The organism is Gordonia sp. YC-XJ4, assembly GCF_059511865.1.
Genome location: NZ_CM183447.1, coordinates 2,473,379 through 2,491,463, shown reverse-complemented (window position 1 = coordinate 2,491,463; position 18,085 = coordinate 2,473,379). Strand labels below are relative to the sequence as shown.

The following is an 18,085-nucleotide window of genomic DNA, read 5'->3' as shown; positions in this document are numbered from 1 at the left end:
CGCCGATCAGCTCGGCCGAACCCGCAGGATCTTGTCGTCCGTGCCGTTGTTGGTGAGCAGCAGCAACGACCCGTCGGCGGCGATCGTCGTCCCGCGTAGCCTGCCGTACTCACCGTCGAGTGCGTCGGCGGTGCGCACGACCCGCCGTCCATCGTCGGAGAGCTGCACGAGGATCAGTCGCTTGCCCTTGAGCGCGGAGATCACCAGGGCACCGTTCCACTGTCCCCAACCGGAATCGGGGAGAAAGGTGATGGCGGGCGGCGCGACCGTCGGCGCACCCGACTTCCACACCGGACCGATGGCACCCGGTACGCGGGGATCGGTCATCACCGCGTCCTCGTCGTTGAGGGGAATTCGCTTGTCGGGGCGGAAACCGTAGTTGCCGCCGGCGGTGAGGAGATTGAGCTCGTCGTCGACATGCGTGCCCTGCTCGATGGAGTACACGCGCCCCGCCGGACCCAGGGCGATGTTCTGAACGTTGCGATGGCCGAGGGTGAAGATCGGGCTGGCGGCGTCGGGATTGCCGGCTGCCGGGCTGCCGTCGGCGTTGATGTGCAAGACCTTGCCGCCCAACGAGGATCGATCCTGGGAGATGGTCGGCAGTCCGGTGTCGCCGGTGCCGATCCAGAGTGTGCCGTCGGGGGCTGCGGTGACACCGCACCCGGCTTCGCGCCCGGCCATCGTGAGCGGGATGCCGGACAGCACGGTGCGTTCCCGCGTCAGCGCCGACCAGTCGGGCGCCACGCGCCAGGCGACGACGCTGTTCACCTGACCGGTGTTGGGCCAGGGCAGTGGCGACCGGATGAGTGACGGCGGAGCGGTGATCCGCCCGGTCGGTGCGGTCACCTCCGACTGGCAGGTGTAGAGGCGTCGGTTGGTGGCGAAGCCCGGATCCAGCGCCATTCCCATCAGTCCGGCCTCGCCGGTGACGAACAGGGTCGACAGGTCTGCCCGCACCGTGTGTGCGCGGTCGTCGGGCGCGACGGCCACGAACCTTCCCGACCGTTCGTTGGTGAGGATGGTTCCGTCCGGAGCCGCCACGACCTCCCACGGAATCCGCAGACCACCGGTGACCGTCTCGACAGCCAGATCCGGCGCGGGCACCGCCCGTGCGTCGCCGGCGACCGCGCCGGAACCCATGACGACCGCCCCAAGACACACCATCGACGTGGCCACTCGACCCAGCCACGAACCACGCAAAGTTCTCGACACGGACATTAGCTTAGGCATACCTACATAAGACGGCGCAGCGAGGGCCGCTCAGTCCTCCATGATCCGGGCGGCCACTGTGGCCCCGAGTTCCCAGCACGCCTGAAGCACCGCCTTGTCCGGCTTGTTCGACGCGATGACGTACTCGGCGGCCTTGGTCCAGCCCAGTCCGGCGGTGATCCGGTCGACAGCGGCTTGCGCTCCCTCGGTGCCCTCGTTGCCGTGCAGGTACAGCCCGAATGGTCGGCCTCGCGTCGAATCGAGGATCTGGTAGTACGAACCGTCGAAGGCGTGCTTGAGGGCACCCGAGATCGAGCCGAGGTTCGCCGGGCTCCCCAATACGTAACCGTCCGCGTCGAGAAAGTCGCTGGCCGACACCGACAGCGCGGCGCGGCGCACCACCTCGACACCGGTGATCTCGGGGTCGGTGGCGCCGGACACGACCGCCTCGAACATCGCCTGACAGTGCGGCGACGGGGTGTGGTGCACGATCAGCAGTGTCGCCATCACGCCCGCCCACGGTACTGCGCGACAGCACGTTTCATCATTTCCCGGGCGCGACTCCGGTCCCCGGCGTAGTCATAGGCGCGGGCGATGCGGTAGGTGTTGCGCCAGTCATTCGGGTCGGCCTCCCACTCCTGACGAACCTGCGCGAACAGCGCGTCGGCCGCATCGCGTTCGATGCGGCCGGACGGTCGGCGCGGCATGTCGGAGACGTCGAGCTCCCGCCCCTCCTCGGCGATCGCGCGCGCCAATCGCTGATGCTCGATACCGGCCCGTAAGGTGGCCACGATCATCCAGATCCCCAGGAACGGCAGGATCAGCACGCCGATCCCGATGCCGATGCCGGCCGCGGTCCCGCTGGTGATCAGGTCGACGCCACGCTGCCCGAGCAGCACGAAGTACACGCACATCGCGATGACCAGGAAGGCGATCATCCACACGATTGGACGGGCGTCGCGCTCGCGGACCTTCTTCGACCGGGCGGACGACTGGTCCGCATCCGATCCGGTCGGATCGGGACGGGACGGATCGGGGTCGGGAGCCATGAGCGGCGCCCCTACAGGTCCATGAGGTCGTCGAGACCGACGGTCAGACCCGGCCGCTCGCCGATGCTGCGGACGCCGAGCAGCACACCCGGGACGAACGACGTGCGATCCAGCGAGTCGTGGCGAATGGTCAGGGTCTCGCCCTCGGTGCCGAGCAGGACCTCCTGATGGGCGACGAGGCCGGCGAGGCGCACCGAGTGCACGCGCACACCGTCGACCTCGGCACCGCGCGCGCCGTCGAGTTCGGCGGTCGTGGCGTCGGGACTGGGGCCGACGCCGGCGGCCGCACGGGCCTCGGCGATCAACGACGCGGTGCGATAGGCGGTGCCCGAGGGCGCGTCGGCCTTGGCCGCGTGATGCAGTTCGATCACCTCGACGGAGTCGTAGAAGCGGGCCGCCTGTTGGGCGAAGCGCATGCACAGGACCGCACCGATAGCGAAGTTCGGCGCGATGAGCACCCCCACACCGGGTGCCTCGGCGAGCCATTCGCGTACCTGTGCGAGGCGCTCGTCGGTGAAGCCGGTCGTTCCGACCACGGCGTGAATCCCGTTGCCGATGAGGAACTTCAGGTTGTCCATCACCACATCGGGGTGGGTGAAGTCGACAACGACCTGGGTGTCGGTGTCGGTGAAGAACTCCGGGGCGTCGCCCTTGTCGACGCCGGCGGTATAGGTGAGGTCGTCGGCCGCCTCGATGCCCGACACGATCGCCCTGCCGACCTTGCCGTTGGAGCCGAAGACCCCAACCCTGATGCCCTGCGCCATGTCAGCCTTTCCTCGACGGGTTGCCGCGTACGACCCGATTGGTCCCGCACCAAGTCTATGGGGACGCGTCGACGTGCCCGCCCGCAGGCGCCACGGCCGGTGGACGTGGACGTCGAATCGCCGGTGCGCAGACCAGGTCAGTAGATCGGCGCGTCGCCGCGTCGGTGGTCGAACACCAGCGACGTCGTCGTGCCCGCGACCTCTCGGCGGGCGTTGAGCATCTCCACGAAGCGACGCAGTTCCTCGGTGTCGGCGGTCGCGACGTGCAGCAGGTAGTCGTCGGAGCCGGCGAGGAAGAACACGTCGATCACCTCGTCGTGGCCGGTGATCTCACCGACGAACTTCCGGATCTGACCGCGGGCATCCGATTGCAGGCTGACCGCGACCATCGCACGCAGCGGACGACCCACCGCCGCGGGATCGACATCGGCGAAGAACCCGCGGATGACGCCGAGATCCCGCAGTCGACGGACCCGACCGTGACAGGTCGATGCGGCGATCCCGACGCGCGCGGCGAGGTCGCTGTTGGTCACCCGGGCATCGGTCTGCAGGTGCCGCAGCAATTGACGATCGACCTCGTCGAGCTGTGGCCGAACATCCTTCGGCGAGCCGGGCATCAGATACCTCCTGGTCGATGGATCTTCGCCATACCGACGAGTTCGAGAATCATATTCATGTCTCTTGTGTCGATTCCGAAGTTACTTCACTCTTGAGGCTAGTTCATCGAGGAACATTCAGCCATGAGCATTCCTGGTCGACGTTCATCACCGTCGGCGCCACAGACCACCACCGTCAAGGAGACCCCGTCATGCGTATCGGCATCCCCACCGAGATCAAGAACAACGAGTACCGCGTCGCGGCCACCCCGGCCGGGGTCGCCGAGCTGACCCATCGCGGCCACGAGGTGGTCGTCGAGGCCGGTGCCGGACTCGGTTCGGCGATCGCCGACAACGACTTCAAGGAGGCCGGGGCGCAGATCCTCTCGACCGCCGACCAGGTCTGGGATCAGGCCGAGATGATCCTCAAGGTCAAGGAGCCCATCGCCGCCGAATACCCGCGAATGCGTGCCGGGCAGACCCTGTTCACCTACCTGCACCTCGCCGCCAGCCGTCCGTGCACCGATGCGCTGCTCGCGTCGAAGACCACCTCGATCGCCTACGAGACCGTTCGCGCCGCCGACGGCTCGCTCCCGTTGCTGGCCCCGATGAGTGAGGTCGCGGGCCGGCTCGCCCCGCAGGTCGGCGCCTACCATCTGATGCGGTCCGAAGGTGGCCGCGGAGTTCTCATGGGCGGCGTTCCCGGAACCGAACCGGCCGACGTCGTCGTCATCGGCGGTGGGGTCAGCGGCGTCAACGCGGCGACCATCGCCATGGGCATGGGCGCTCAGGTCACCGTCTTCGATCTCGACATCACCAAGCTGCGCGCGATCGACGCACGCTTCGGTGGTCGGGTGCACACTCGTTACTCGACGTCTCTGGCCCTGGCCGAGGCGATCAAGCAGGCCGATCTGGTCATCGGCGCGGTTCTCGTCCCGGGCGCCAAGGCGCCGGTCCTGGTACCCAACAGCCTTGTCGCACAGATGAAGCCGGGCTCGGTGCTGGTCGACATCGCGATCGATCAGGGCGGCTGCTTCGAGGATTCACGCCCCACCACCCACGACGATCCGACCTTCACCGTGCACGACAGCGTCTTCTACTGCGTGGCCAACATGCCCGGCACGGTTGCGCGCACCTCGACCCAGGCCCTCACCGGCGCCACCCTGCCCTACGTGCTGCGCCTGGCCGACAAGGGATGGGAGGCGGCCTGCCGCGACGACGCCTCGCTGGCCGCCGGACTGTCGACCCACGACGGACACCTCTTCACCCCGGAAGTCGGTGCCGCCCTGGACATCCCGGTCACCGCGAATCCGTTCGCCGCGCACTGAGGAGATCACCACCCGGTCTCGGCACACCGACGCCTGCGCTCCCTCGATGGGGCGCAGGCGTCGGCGTGAGACCAGGTGCGACCGAACGCTACTCGCGCCGCCATCTCGGTGCGGTGACATCGTCGACGCTGACACTCCCCCCAGCGCGCCATTCCTTGAGCGCTTCATCGAGACGACGCCGACTCTGCCTGCGCACCACACGATTGCGACGACGTGCGTGGTCGCCGGCGTGGCACAGAGAACACGAGCAGACGTGGACACCGCAGTAGCGCCACACCCACTGGCACGCGGTGCGGGCCGACACGGGATCGACGGGCGGACGAGCAGGCAGGTCACACTCCGCGCTCGAATGGTCATGCTCGGCAAAGGCGGCGAGTTCGCCGCGATGCAGGCGGACGGCGAGCGGCGCGTGAGCATCGGTACGGGACAAGGCTGAGCCTCCAGGGGATCAACGCCCCTGCCCGCTACCCCCGGATGAGGACGAACAGGGGCAGCGGTTGCTCCTCCGCGGCCGCTGCACGGTGTCTCTCGTCACCCACCTCCACGACGATAGCCGAATCCAGGGAAACCGGCTGCGTCACAACGCCTCCAATGGCCTCCCTGCCCCTGGTGATGGCGAGCACGGCACAATGCGGTGGACGATCAGACGCTGATGGCCACGGTGGAGGGACCTTGGTCGGGGGCGTAGCGACGTTCGGTGATGTCGCCGTGGCCGGCGGAGTCGATCCGAACCACTGTGCCGGCCCGGGTGCCGTACTCCCCCATGTCGACGAACATGGCCGACAGGGCGCGCTCGTTGTCGAGCGGAACACCCGTGTGCGGGAGCGCAGCGTCCTCGGCGACGGTGGTGTCGTGCAGGGCGTCGAGCAGTGCTTCGGGGTCGGACGACGACGGGACCGATGACGTCAGCGCGCCGGTCAGCTTTGCGATCCCGGCCGTCACCTTCGGCCACGGCTCGTCGAGTGCGCCGTTGGACAATCCGTGGATTCCCGGCTCCACCCGCACGGCACGGGGTTCGAGATGGTTGGTGGCCCACCACATCTCGGCTCCGTCGTCGACGAGTAGGTTCACCGGGGCATACCGGTCGGCGGTCTCCACGAGGGCTGCCGCAGCGTCGGCGGCACTGCCCGTGCCGGTCACGAAGTCGACGGGTAGTCCACCGCGAGATCGCTTGTCCGGCTGCGGTTGTGCGATCCCCTCACGCACGTTGGTCACCGCGGCCAACCGGTACTTGTCGGGAGCGAGGCCGAGCCAGGTACCACCCGCCTCGAGGTCACGTCCACCGATCACCGGCAGATCGTCCCACCGGTGTACCGCGGCGCTGCGCCGACGATGGAACTCGTCACGGTTGGCGGCGAGGACGAGGCGATAATTCGGGTCGACCTCGAGGGCGAACAGGATCAAGCACACGCCCGCCAGGCTACTGACACACTCGTAGAGCCTGTGAGTGGCATCCACGACATACCAGCACCGACGACACCGGCCCGCCCCCGCCGAAGCGGGAACGGGCCGGGGAACCGAGTCGACGATCAGGCGTCGGCGGAGGCCTTCTCCTCGGCCGGTGCGGCCTTGGCGTCGTCGTCGACGGGGATGAGGCTGATCTTGCCGCGCTCGTCGATGTCGGCGATCTCCACCTGCAACTTGGAGCCGACGTTCACCACGTCCTCGACCTTGTTGATGCGCTTGCCCTTACCGAGCTTGGAGATGTGCACGAGGCCGTCGCGGCCGGGCAGCAGCGACACGAAGGCACCGAACGCGGTGGTCTTGACCACGGTGCCGAGGAACCGCTCGCCCACCTTGGGCAGCTGCGGATTGGCGATCGCGTTGACGCGGTCGATCGCAGCCTGTGCCGACTCGCCGTCGGACGCACCGATGAACACGGTGCCGTCGTCCTCGATGGAGATGTTGGCGCCGGTCTCCTCGGTGATGGTGTTGATCGTCTTGCCCTTGGGGCCGATCAGTTCACCGATCTTGTCCATCGGGATCTTGATGGTGGTGATCCGCGGCGCGTACGGGCTCATCTCATCGGGCTCGTCGATCGCCTCGGCCATCACGTCGAGGATGGTCAACCGGGCGTCCTTGGCCTGGGTCAACGCACCGGCGAGAACCTGGCTGGGGATGCCGTCGAGCTTGGTGTCGAGCTGCAGCGCGGTCACGAAGTCCTTGGTGCCCGCGACCTTGAAGTCCATGTCGCCGAAGGCATCCTCGGCGCCGAGGATGTCGGTCAGTGCAACGTAACGGGTTTCGCCGTCGATGGTGTCGGACACCAGACCCATGGCGATGCCGGCGACCGGGGCGCGCAGCGGCACACCGGCATTGAGCAACGACATGGTGGAGGCACACACCGAGCCCATCGAGGTCGAGCCGTTGGAGCTCAATGCCTCGGAGACCTGGCGGATCGCGTACGGGAATTCCTCGACGCTCGGGATCACCGGCACCAGCGCACGTTCGGCGAGCGCACCGTGGCCGATCTCGCGACGCTTCGGCGACCCGACGCGACCGGTCTCACCGGTCGAGTACGGCGGGAAATTGTAGTGGTGCATGTAGCGCTTGGAGGTCTCGGGGGTCAGCGAGTCGATCTGCTGGGCCATCTTGACCATGTCGAGGGTGGTGACGCCCAGGATCTGGGTCTCGCCGCGCTCGAACAGGGCGCTGCCGTGGGCCCGCGGGATCACCGCGACCTCGGCCGAGAGCGAGCGGATGTCGGTGATGCCGCGTCCGTCGATACGGAAGTGATCGGTCAGGATACGCTGGCGCACAAGCTTTTTGGTCACCGAACGGAACGCCGCGCCGATCTCCTTCTCCCGGCCCTCGAACTGCTCGGCGAGCTGGGTGAGGATCTGTTCCTTGAGCTCGTCGGTCTTGTCGTCACGCTCCTGCTTGCCGGCGATCGAGAGGACCGCAGCGAGCTTCTCGCTCGCGGCGGCCGACACGGCGTCGAAGACGTCGGACTCGTACGGCGGGAACAGCGGGAATTGGCCGGTCTCCTTGGCGGCGGCCGCCGCGAGGGACTTCTGCGCCTCACAGAGGCGAGCGATGAACGGCTTGGCGGCCTCGAGGCCCTCGGCGACGATCGCCTCGGTCGGCGCCTGAGCGCCACCGGCGATGATCTCGATGACGTTCTCGGTGGCCTCGGCCTCGACCATCATGATCGCGACGTCGGCGGAATCACCCTCGCCGGAAACGATGCGACCGGCGACGACCATGTCGAACACCGCGCCCTCGAGCTGCTCGGCGGTCGGGAACGCGACCCACTGGCCTGCCTTGTTCTCCTCGGTCGGGACGAGGGCGACGCGCACGCCGCCGACGGGACCGGAGAAGGGCAGCCCGGCGAGCTGGGTGGAGGCCGACGCGGCGTTGATCGCGACGACGTCGTAGAGGTCCTTGGGATCGAGCGAGAGCACGGTCACCACGACCTGGATCTCGTTACGCAGACCGTCGACGAAAGACGGGCGCAGCGGACGGTCGATCAGCCGGCAGGTCAGGATCGCATCGGTGGACGGACGGCCCTCGCGGCGGAAGAACGAGCCGGGGATACGCCCGGCGGCGTACATCCGCTCCTCGACGTCGACGGTGAGCGGGAAGAAGTCGAAGTGTTCCTTGGGGTGTTTGGACGCCGCGGTGGTCGACAGGAGCATGGTCTCGTCGTCGAGGTAGGCGGTCACCGAGCCGGCGGCCTGCAGGGCGAGGCGTCCGGTCTCGAAGCGGATGGTGCGGGTACCGAAGCTGCCGTTGTCGATGACGGCGGTGGCCTCGGTGATGGTTTCGTCGTAGTCGGCGAAATCCTCGGTGGTGGTCACATCGGACATGTGGGGTGTTGATCCCTTCGTTGCGGCCGCATCCGGCGGCCGTGGGTGGCCGCGATTTCCGGCGGCCTTCTCTATGCGGATAGGGGCTGCCCGCGGCGCGACGACACGGCGATCATGCTCGGCTGCACGTGTCGGTGTCCGCGTGGGCGGCAAGCCCGGAACACGCGTGGGTGAGATCGTCGGCGGGAGGTGACCGGCGCGCTCGTATGCGCACCCGTTGTTGCTCAGACGGCCTTCGATCGAAGCGGCCGGAACCTCGTGTTCCGGCGGCCACTACCGAGGACCGATCTGACTCTTCATCACTTCCGTGGACTCGCACGTCACGGCGGCGTTCCGAGGCCACCTTATCATTGACACGACAAAGTCCATTGACACGACGACCATTGACACGACAAGAACCGGCCACCCCCAACGAGGGTGACCGGTTCTCGTGATGTCTGATGACCTCGACGCGACGGGGAGGTCAGCGACGCAGGCCGAGGCGCTCGATGAGCGAGCGGTAGCGCTCGATGTCGACCTTGGCGACGTACTTCAGGAGACGACGGCGGCGGCCGACCAGCAACAGCAGCCCACGGCGGCTGTGGTGATCGTGCTTGTGCTCCTTGAGGTGCTCGGTGAGGTCGGTGATGCGCTTGGTCAGCAGCGCGACCTGCGCCTCGGGCGAACCGGTATCGGTCTCGTGCAGACCGTACTGGCCGAGGATTTCTTTCTTCTCGGCAGCAGTCAGTGCCATGGAGATACTCCTGTTTCTCAGTACCGCGACAATGTCATTTCCCGACCGAGCCCACCGGGGCCGGTGCGGGGCGGCGCGCCACCGCGGACTGCAGCAACGCCGATCCGCCAATTTACCAGCGGGCAACCCCGGCACCCAAATCGCCGCGCACGTCGCTCACTGATCGGACGCGGCGAGAATGGCGCGCGTCTTCTCCACGTCGTCGGCCATCGCCTCGAGCAGTCCGTCGATGCTGTCGAACTGCTCCATCGGGCGGATGTGGCTGACGAAGTCGACGGCGACGTGCTGACCGTACAGGTCGGCGCTGGTGTCGAGGACGAAGGCCTCGACCGTGCGGGTCCGCCCGGAGAAGGTGGGGTTGGTGCCCACCGACACCGCGGCCTCGTACCGCTCGCCGGGGATCACCTGGCCGACCACCGGACCGGCCCCGAGCACGGTGAACCACGCGGCATACACCCCGTCGGCCGGGATCGCCGCATGCATCGGCGGTGCGACATTGGCTGTGGGATAACCCAATTCACGCCCCCGCCCGTCGCCGCGGACGACCACTCCCTCCACCCGGTGCGGGCGGCCGAGCGCCTCCGTCGCCCGCTCGACGTCCCCGGCGGCCACACACGACCGGATGTAGGTCGAGGAGTAGGTGACGGCATGTTCGCCGAACAGTGACACCGCCTGCACCTCGAACCCGAACTTGGCGCCGAGCTCGGTGAGTTTGGCGACGTCGCCGGCGGCCTTCTTGCCGAACGTGAAGTTGGCTCCGACGACGACGTCGGCGGCGTGCAGGCGTTCCACGAGCACGTCGTGGGCGAAGTCCTTCGGGGTCCGCGCGGCGAGTTCGGGGGTGAACGGCATCACACAGAACACGTCGATACCCAGTTGCTCGGCGAGTTCGGCCCGCCGCGTCAGGGTGGTCAGTTGCGGCGGATGGGTGCCCGCACGCACGACCTCGGCGGGATGCGGGTCGAACGTCATCAGCACCGCGGGTACGCCACGTTCGCGGGCGGCCTTCGTCGCGGCGCCGATCAACTCCGCGTGGCCGCGGTGAACGCCGTCGAAGACACCGATCGTGACCACACACCGACCCCAATCCGCGGGGACGTCCTCCAGACCTCTCCAACGCAACACGCCGACAACACTACGGCCACCGGCCGCGCCGTACCAGCACCGCCCGGGCTGTGTGAACCTCCGGTGACCGCCGTCCACGAACACCGTGAACCTCGGGTGTCGCCACCGGACTTCGCACCCGCCACCCGTGCCGGCGACCGCGCTTCTTCGCGTCGGGGGGGATCGACACATAAGCTGAGCACCATGCCCAACAGAGGACTGTCCCCCGCCGCCGGGGACAGCGAATCGCCGCCTGCGGTGACCACGCTGTCGACCGTGACCCAGGACTATCTGAAGGTCATCTGGACCTCGCAGGAGTGGGCAGATGTGAAGGTCACCACCAAACTGCTCGCCGACAAGATGGGGGTGTCGGCCTCCACCGCCTCGGAATCGATCCGCAAGCTCGCCGATCAGGGTCTTGTCTCCCACGAGCGTTACGGCGCGGTCACTCTCACCGATGAGGGCCGCACCGCGGCGATCCTGATGGTGCGCCGACACCGGCTGCTCGAGACGTTCCTGGTGCGTGAACTCGGTTACGGCTGGGACGAGGTGCACGACGAGGCCGAAGTCCTCGAACACGCCGTGTCCGACCGTCTGATGGCACGCCTGGACGCCAAACTCGGTTACCCGAGCCGGGATCCGCACGGCGACCCCATCCCCTCGGTCGACGGTGCGGTACCCACCCCGGACGCCGATTCACTCGCCGACCTCGACGTCGGCGACTCCGGAACCGTCGCGCGGATCTCCGACACCGATCCGGAGATGTTGCGCTACTTCGATCAGATGGGTGTGGCACTCGATTGCACGGTGACCGTCGTCGAGAAGCGGCCGTTCGCCGGCACCATTGCGATCAGCGTCAACGACGGCACGCCGATCGATCTCGGCGACATCGCCGCACGCGCGATTTTCCTGGTGACCGCGAGCTGAGTTGCGGCGCAGCTGAACTCGCCCACGGTGCCGGTATCAGCGCAGCGTCGCCGGTCGTACCACCATCACCGAGCTGGCGCGCCTGCCCTTCTCCTCGATCAGTGCGATGGCCTGCCCGCGTGGATCGACGCCGACGTGAATTCCTTTGAGACCCAACGGAACGAGCCACCGTCCCTGACTGATCGACTCGGCTTCGTCGTCGTCGATGTCGCGACGTGGGAACGACAACAGTGCCGCCTGGTCGATCGTCAGTGACAACTCGGGGGTCTCGGCGAGGACGTCGAGGGTTCGGGCATGGTCGAGGGTGAACGGCCCCACCGCGGTGCGCCGTAGAGCGGTCAGATGACCGCCGGATCCGAGGGCATCGCCGAGATCACGTGCCAGGGAACGGATGTAGGTGCCGGCCGAACAGTCGACCTCGACGTCGAGATCGAGGAAGCCGGACTCGCCGCCGTCGTCCCCGGGACGCCGGATCGCCCTGATCTCGAATCGTGAGACCCTCACCGGACGCGCGGCGAGATCGAACTCGGCACCTGTGCGGGCCAACGCATGCGCGCGTCGCCCGTCGACCTTGATCGCACTGACCTTGGCCGGGACCTGCGAGATGTCGCCGGTGAGATCGGCGACCGCACGGGTGATCTCGTCATCGCAGATCGCCGACACCGCCCCGCGACTGATGATCCGACCCTCGCGGTCATCGGTGTCGGTGGCCGCCCCGAGACGGATCGTCGCCGTGTACGACTTGGTGGTCAGCGACAACAGTCCCAGGAGTTTGGTGGCCCGTTCCACGCCGATGACGAGAACGCCGGTCGCCATCGGGTCCAGAGTGCCTGCGTGTCCGACGCGGCGCGTGTTGAAGATCTTGCGGCACCGCGAGACCACGTCGTGGCTGGTGATGCCGGCCGCCTTGTCGACGATGACGAGGCCGGCGTTCTCGATGGAGGCGTCGGCCATCAGAGCACCGCGATCACGGTGACGATGAGGCCGCGATCGACCATCCACCGGCCGTGGAACTCCGAGAGCGGACTGCCACCGTCGACGGTCCGGCCGTCGATCAGGATGCGAGAGATGAAGGTGCCCATGGGGACCTCGGCACCTCGGTCCTGCTCGACGGTGATGTGCGCGTCCTCGAAACCCAGCCACCGCTGGGTCAGCGGGAACCACGCCTTGTAGGTTGCCTCCTTGGCGCAGAACAACAGTCGGTCCCAGTGCAGTGTGTCGGGACGGTCGGCGAGCACCTGACGTTCGGCGGGGAGGCTGGTGTGGTCGAGGACGCCGTCGGGCAAGGCGTCGTGCGGTTCGGCGTCGATGCCGAGTGAGCGCACCGCCATCGCGTAGGCGACCGTCGCCGCCCGGTACCCGTCGCAGTGGGTGAGGCTACCGACCACCTGCTCGGGCCACAGCGGCATTCCGCGTTCGCCCCGCATGATCGCGACCGGCTCGATACCGAGCTGTCCCAACGCCTGACGAGCGCAGTGGCGTGCGGTGGTGAATTCGCGTCGGCGCTTCTCCACGGCCCGCGAGATCAGTGACTCCTCCCCCGGCAGCGGGGTGAGATCCGGTGGGTCACCGAAGGATTCCGCCGAGGCCACCCCACTGGGCAACAACTTCTCGATCACGGTTGGTCCCTCCGGGTGTCGTTCGTCGACCGTTCGGCACGACGGGCGGCCTGTTCGGCGCGACGCTGTTCGAGCCGCCGGGCGAACTCCTCGGCGCGACGCTCGTAGTCGGGCGGCAGCTCGAATCGCGCGCCGTGCGGCGGCAGATCCTCCTCGCGCAGACCGGGATCCGGTGCGATCTGGCGCAGCAACGGTTCGGGCAGCCCGCGGCGTTTCCATTCGCGCGGGTAGCCGACCGACACCTCCTCGAACCGCACGAGGTCGTAGAAGGTGGTCCGCGGGATGTGCAGATGCCCGTACACGCAACAGGCAGCGTTGAACCGGGTGTGCCAGTCAGCGGTCTCGGTGGTGCCACACCACAGCGCGAACTCCGGATACATCAGGGTGTCGGTCGGTTCCCGCCGCAACGGCCAGTGATTGATCAGGATCGTCCGCTCGGTCGGGTCGAGCGCCTCCAGCCGTGCCCGGGTGGCCGCCACGCGGGCACGCCCCCACGCGTCGCGGGTCGGGAAAGGCTCCGGGGACAGCAAGAATTCGTCCGTGGCGACCACATTGCGTTCCCGTGCCAGTGCCAATGCCGCCAAGGCGGTCGAGGTGCCCTCGGGCCGAAAGGTGTAGTCGTAGAGCAGGAACATCGGGACCACCCGTACCGGCGCAGAGCCGTCACCGGGATCGAACAACGGATAGATGTCCTCGGGCGTCACGATCCCCATGTCCCGGCACGCTTGCACGAGATAGTCGTAGCGAGCCACCCCGAACACCTGCAGCGGATCCTTGGCCGTCGTGTAGAGCTCGTGGTTGCCCGGAACCCACACGACGGTGTGGAAACGAGCGCGCAGCCGGCGCAGGGTCTCGACGATGTCATCGGTGCGTTCGGAGACATCACCGGCCACGATCAACCAGTCGTCCGACGTCTTCGGCCGGATCTGGTCGAGGATGTGCTCGTTGCCCCGATGTGCGACGTGCAGATCGCTGATCGCCCAGAGAGTAGCCACGAGGATCCATCGTGCCATGCGCTGTCATGTCCGGCGGCGCCCGGCACGCGCGGATGCGGCGACGACATGCCATGATGCCGACTATGAATTACCCCTACCCGCCCGCGCCGGTTCCGGCCGGCGGTTCGCGCATACCCGGCGGACGCGGCCCGTGGTGGGTGCGAGTGATGGTCAGTGCGGCGATCACCGTCCTCCTGTGGGGGCTGTCGCTGGTGATCCTCATCGTCACCCACCGCAATTTCACCGGTTCTTGGGCGAACTTCATCGCGTGGACGGTGATCTACCTGCTCTTCGTCGTCATACTCGTGCCCTGGGGACGGACCCTCGTACGCGGCATACTCGGCGCCGTGTTCGCCTTCGTCCTGCTGGCCATCAGTCACGCACTGACCGCACCGCCCTACGGCATCTGGATCAACACGCACGATTGGTACAGCGTGATATGGAACATCGTCGCCGCAACGTTCTTGATCGGCACCATCGGCGGGTGGAGCATCGCCCGCCGATCCACGCCGTATGCGTGGATCGGTGTGATCCCGGTGGCCGGGGTCGTGTGCATCGGGACATGGGTGCTCGCCAATCACATGGCGAATATCAGGTGGCTCAACGTCCACATCGATTCCCTGACGTGGTGGTGGTTTGCCAACGTGTCGATCCAGGCAGCGTTCGTCATCGCGGGGGTCCTCGTTGTGTGGGCGTGCGACGCCATCGGTCTCGCCCTTCGACGTGATCGGCCTACCCCGACCTCCGGCGGCTCGACCGCCGCGTGGGGAACCCAGGGCGGCCCGGCACCGTGGCCACCCTCGTCACCGGCCACATCCGGGCAGCCATCGTGGCCTGCCGGGCAGCAGCCTGTATGGCCCTCTCAGCCACCGCCGGCCTGGCCCACCCCGCCACCGCAGGCGTGGCCAGGTCAGCCGCCCAGTCAGCCTCCGGCGGGCACCTGATCGGCCCGGCTGCCCACCGGTGTCGTCGCGCCCACCCGATGCCAGCGTCCCGAGGCGATCCGCAGGCACACCGCGATCAGCCGGGCGATCATGAACACCACCAGCCCACTCCACACGCCGGCCAGACCCCAGTCGAAGATCAGCGACATCCAGATCAACGGGAGGAAGCCGACGAGTGCGGCGACCAGGGTTGCCGTGCGCAAGAAGGCGGCGTCGCCGCTGCCGAGCAGTACACCGTCGAGGGCGAACACCACGCCGGCGATCGGCAGCATCGCCACGAAGAACCACCAGGGCACCCCGATCGCGTCGAGCACCGCCGAGTCGGAGGTGAACACCTTGGGTAGCGTCGTCGCGCCCGCCGCGAACACCGCGGCCATCACCGCGGCGGCGATCACCGAGACCAAGGTCACCCGCCGGGCGACCGAGCGCGCAATGGTCACCGATCCCGCGCCCAGTGCTGCCCCGACGAGGGCCTGGGCGGCAATGGCCACCGAATCGAGGAACAGCGACATGAATTCCCAGAGCTGAAGCACCAATTGGTGTGCGGCCACCTGCGCGACACCGAATCGGGCGGCCACCGCCGCCGCGGAGATGAAACAGATCTGGAACGACAGACTGCGCACGATGAGGTCGCGGGCCATCACCAGCTGCGCTGCGATCATCGGGCGATTCGGTGCGAAGGCCGCGAACACACTGCCCGACTCCTCGGCAGCCGAAGACCGCACGCTCACCAGTTGCTCACGCACCACGCGCGCGGCGAACAGCAGCCCGGTGATCGATTGTCCGATCACGTTGGCGACCGCGCTGCCGACGATGCCCAGTCGCGGGAAGAACCACAGTCCGTGGACGAGACCGACGACGAGCACTGCCGAGATCGCCAGCCCGACAACCACATAGATGATGGGTCGACGTGTCTCCTGAACCCCGCGCATCCAGCCGTTGCCGGCCATCGACAACAGGATGAGGGGCACACCGAACACCGCGACCCGCACCCACTGCGTCGCATCGGTGGCCACGACCGCCGACGACGCCGAGGCGTCGCCCACCAGCGCCGACATCACGTACGGCGCGACCGGCCAGGCGACGGCGATGATCACCAGTCCCACGGCCAGCGCTATCCAACTCGCCTGTACGCCCTCGGCAATCGCGCCCGGCCGATCACCGGCACCGTACCTGCGCGCCGAGCGGGCGGTGGTGCCATAGGACAAGAACGTCAGTTGGGTGCTGATGATCGACAGCACCAGGGTCGCCACCGCGAGCGCGGCCAGCTCGTCGCCGCCCAGCCGACCGACCACTGCGAGATCCAACAGCAGATACAGCGGGGGCGCGATCAGTACCGCGAGAGCCGAGACGGTCAGGATGCCGACCCGACGCACACCGGCATCGAGCCCGCCGGCATCCGGTTCCGACCCCTCGGGGTTTGCGGGCTCGGGGGCGTTGCGTTCGGTCACAGGGATTGCCTGAGGCGACCGATCACCTCGTCGGCCGTACCCGAGTCGCTGTAGCCCGAGGCGTGGCGATGTCCGCCGCCGCCATGGGTACGGGCGATGGGAACCAGGTCGACGGTGCTCTTGGAACGCAACGACACCGTCCACTCACCGGCGTCGATCTCCTTGAACACCGCGGCGACCTCGGCTTCGGCAGTGGTCCGGACGATGTCGATGACGCTCTCCGATTCTTCCCAGCTCATCCCGGCCAACGCCCGATGGTTCACCACGGCGTACACCAATCCCTCACCGCCACAGGCAGTTCGGTCGAGCGTCGCGGTGGCGAGGATCTCCGAGACCATGCCCAGCCAGCCGAACGGATGCGTGTCGAGCAGCCGGCGACTCCAGGTCCGGGAGTCCACGCCGGCGTCGGCGAGCCGGGCAGCCACCCGGAACGACTCCGGCCGTGCCCAGCGGAACGAGCCGGTGTCGGTGATCAAACCCGCATAGAGACAGGTCGCGATGTCCTCGTCGAGGTCGACGCCGAGGTCGTCGAGCACACGCAGGACGAGCACCGCGGTGCAGTCGGCGTGCGGGTCGACGAAGTCGAGGTCGCCGAAACCGGGGTTCGACGCGTGGTGATCGATGACAACCGTGGTCTCGGCGTCGGCGAAGAGCGACTCGAGCTCACCAAGCCGCGTGCGGCTCGCGGCGTCAACCGACACCACCAGCCGACTGCCTCGCAGGGCTGCCGAGTCGACGAGCAACTTGTGCCCGGGCAGATCGGCGAAAGCCACCGGGAGTGACTCCGGACCGGGATGAGCGACCTCCACGTCCACCCCGAGCCGGTCGAGCGCCAACCCGAGCGCCAACCCGCTGCCGATGGTGTCGGCGTCGGGTCGGACGTGACACAGGATGGTCACCGGGCCCTCGTCGTCGGCGACCCGTCGGATGGTCTGCGCGATCGCCGCACTCGACGCTGCGGTCACGCCTGATCGCCGTCCTCATCATCACGGTCGGGATCACCATCGTCGGGGTCACCATCGTCGGGGTCGTCGTGACCGGGCGCACGGTACGGGTCGGCCTCACCGGCCGGTCTGGCCTCGGCGGCACGCCGCGCAACGAGTTCATCACTCGCCCGCGCTCGCGCCACCAACTCCTCCATGTGCCGGGCGGCGTCGGGGACGGTGTCGAGGACGAAGGTGAGCGTCGGGGTGAAACGCACCCCGGTGCCCGCACCGACCTTGGACCGCAGGACTCCGGTCGCCTTCGCCAGACCGGCCGCGGCCGCCTCGTAGTCCGGCTCGGTGTCCAGGGTCTCGCCCATCACCGTGTAGAAGAGCGTCGCGTCGTGAAGGTCGCCGGTGACGCGCGCGTCGGTGATCGTCACATGGGCCAGCCGTGGGTCCTTGATGTCGTGGGCGATCGCCGAGGCGACGATCGACGAGATCCGCTTGGCCAGCCGTTGTGCTCGTGCCGGATCGGCCATGATTGTCCTTCCCGAAGGGATCGAAAGGCGCTCCCCTCCCGCGCGGTGCCTGCGCGGCACACTCGCGGAAGGGGAGCACTCGAGAGTGATAC

The 18,085-nt window shown here is 67.8% G+C and carries 18 protein-coding genes; 3 read left to right on the top strand and 15 right to left on the bottom strand.

Annotated elements, in window-relative coordinates; genetic code table 11:
• Positions 1-6: 6 nt before the first annotated feature.
• From AC5ZH6_RS11020 to AC5ZH6_RS11000, 5 genes are all read right to left on the bottom strand, one after another.
• Positions 7-1,218, bottom strand: a complete 1,212-nt coding sequence (locus AC5ZH6_RS11020; protein ID WP_265077897.1) for a PQQ-dependent sugar dehydrogenase — start codon at positions 1,216-1,218, stop codon at positions 7-9.
• 42 nt (positions 1,219-1,260) lie between these two features.
• On the bottom strand, positions 1,261-1,716 hold the full coding sequence (locus tag AC5ZH6_RS11015; RefSeq protein WP_288335833.1) for a flavodoxin family protein: 456 nt from the start codon (positions 1,714-1,716) through the stop codon (positions 1,261-1,263).
• The gene (locus AC5ZH6_RS11010; RefSeq protein WP_006371382.1) at positions 1,716-2,258 is read right to left on the bottom strand and encodes a hypothetical protein; all 543 of its coding nucleotides are present in this window, start codon (positions 2,256-2,258) and stop codon (positions 1,716-1,718) included. Before AC5ZH6_RS11010 ends, AC5ZH6_RS11015 begins: the two co-directional genes overlap by 1 nt.
• A gap of 11 nt (positions 2,259-2,269) precedes the next feature.
• Entirely contained in the window at positions 2,270-3,022 is a 753-nt protein-coding gene (gene dapB, locus AC5ZH6_RS11005) for a 4-hydroxy-tetrahydrodipicolinate reductase (RefSeq protein WP_006371381.1), read from the bottom strand.
• A gap of 137 nt (positions 3,023-3,159) precedes the next feature.
• A complete protein-coding gene (locus tag AC5ZH6_RS11000; RefSeq protein ID WP_006371380.1) occupies positions 3,160-3,639 on the bottom strand; it encodes an Lrp/AsnC family transcriptional regulator in 480 nt (159 codons plus the stop codon).
• Positions 3,640-3,830: 191 nt separating this feature from the next.
• Here AC5ZH6_RS11000 and ald point away from each other — a divergent pair, with 191 nt between their 5' ends.
• A complete protein-coding gene (gene ald, locus AC5ZH6_RS10995) occupies positions 3,831-4,946 on the top strand; it encodes an alanine dehydrogenase (RefSeq protein WP_006371379.1) in 1,116 nt (371 codons plus the stop codon).
• Between the two features lie 642 nt (positions 4,947-5,588).
• On the opposite strand, the gene AC5ZH6_RS10990 is transcribed toward ald, so the two are convergent.
• The 4 genes from AC5ZH6_RS10990 to AC5ZH6_RS10975 form a co-directional block, all read right to left on the bottom strand.
• Positions 5,589-6,356 (bottom strand): NRDE family protein, encoded by a 768-nt coding sequence (locus AC5ZH6_RS10990; protein ID WP_014359792.1) that lies wholly within the window; start codon positions 6,354-6,356, stop codon positions 5,589-5,591.
• Positions 6,357-6,475: 119 nt separating this feature from the next.
• Complete coding sequence (locus AC5ZH6_RS10985) at positions 6,476-8,755, bottom strand: polyribonucleotide nucleotidyltransferase (protein ID WP_006371376.1); 2,280 nt, start codon at positions 8,753-8,755, stop codon at positions 6,476-6,478.
• Between the two features lie 463 nt (positions 8,756-9,218).
• Positions 9,219-9,488: a 30S ribosomal protein S15 gene (rpsO, locus tag AC5ZH6_RS10980; protein WP_006371375.1), complete on the bottom strand. Its 270-nt coding sequence runs from the start codon at positions 9,486-9,488 to the stop codon at positions 9,219-9,221.
• Between the two features lie 156 nt (positions 9,489-9,644).
• Positions 9,645-10,613: a bifunctional riboflavin kinase/FAD synthetase gene (locus AC5ZH6_RS10975; RefSeq protein ID WP_014359791.1), complete on the bottom strand. Its 969-nt coding sequence runs from the start codon at positions 10,611-10,613 to the stop codon at positions 9,645-9,647.
• 183 nt (positions 10,614-10,796) lie between these two features.
• Between AC5ZH6_RS10975 and AC5ZH6_RS10970 the strand changes: the two genes are divergently transcribed.
• The gene (locus AC5ZH6_RS10970) at positions 10,797-11,519 is read left to right on the top strand and encodes a metal-dependent transcriptional regulator (RefSeq protein ID WP_006371373.1); all 723 of its coding nucleotides are present in this window, start codon (positions 10,797-10,799) and stop codon (positions 11,517-11,519) included.
• Positions 11,520-11,555: 36 nt separating this feature from the next.
• On the opposite strand, the gene truB is transcribed toward AC5ZH6_RS10970, so the two are convergent.
• The 3 genes from truB to AC5ZH6_RS10955 are packed head-to-tail and all read right to left on the bottom strand — an operon-like array spanning position 11,556 to position 14,133.
• Complete coding sequence (gene truB / locus AC5ZH6_RS10965; RefSeq protein WP_014359790.1) at positions 11,556-12,473, bottom strand: tRNA pseudouridine(55) synthase TruB; 918 nt, start codon at positions 12,471-12,473, stop codon at positions 11,556-11,558.
• Positions 12,473-13,138 (bottom strand): 4'-phosphopantetheinyl transferase family protein, encoded by a 666-nt coding sequence (locus AC5ZH6_RS10960; protein ID WP_006371371.1) that lies wholly within the window; start codon positions 13,136-13,138, stop codon positions 12,473-12,475. Before AC5ZH6_RS10960 ends, truB begins: the two co-directional genes overlap by 1 nt.
• Positions 13,135-14,133 (bottom strand): metallophosphoesterase, encoded by a 999-nt coding sequence (locus AC5ZH6_RS10955; RefSeq protein ID WP_014359789.1) that lies wholly within the window; start codon positions 14,131-14,133, stop codon positions 13,135-13,137. Before AC5ZH6_RS10955 ends, AC5ZH6_RS10960 begins: the two co-directional genes overlap by 4 nt.
• A gap of 83 nt (positions 14,134-14,216) precedes the next feature.
• Here AC5ZH6_RS10955 and AC5ZH6_RS10950 point away from each other — a divergent pair, with 83 nt between their 5' ends.
• The gene (locus AC5ZH6_RS10950) at positions 14,217-15,077 is read left to right on the top strand and encodes a hypothetical protein (RefSeq protein ID WP_020171517.1); all 861 of its coding nucleotides are present in this window, start codon (positions 14,217-14,219) and stop codon (positions 15,075-15,077) included.
• Here the strand turns inward: AC5ZH6_RS10950 and AC5ZH6_RS10945 are convergent.
• From AC5ZH6_RS10945 to rbfA, 3 genes are read right to left on the bottom strand one after another with little or no spacing between them, the layout of a single operon-like run.
• Positions 15,056-16,528, bottom strand: a complete 1,473-nt coding sequence (locus AC5ZH6_RS10945; protein ID WP_014359787.1) for an MATE family efflux transporter — start codon at positions 16,526-16,528, stop codon at positions 15,056-15,058. The genes AC5ZH6_RS10950 and AC5ZH6_RS10945 overlap by 22 nt on opposite strands.
• Positions 16,525-17,493: a DHH family phosphoesterase gene (locus AC5ZH6_RS10940; protein WP_006371367.1), complete on the bottom strand. Its 969-nt coding sequence runs from the start codon at positions 17,491-17,493 to the stop codon at positions 16,525-16,527. The genes AC5ZH6_RS10945 and AC5ZH6_RS10940 overlap by 4 nt, the downstream gene beginning before the upstream one ends.
• On the bottom strand, positions 17,490-17,993 hold the full coding sequence (gene rbfA / locus AC5ZH6_RS10935; protein WP_020171518.1) for a 30S ribosome-binding factor RbfA: 504 nt from the start codon (positions 17,991-17,993) through the stop codon (positions 17,490-17,492). Before rbfA ends, AC5ZH6_RS10940 begins: the two co-directional genes overlap by 4 nt.
• Positions 17,994-18,085: the final 92 nt, after the last annotated feature.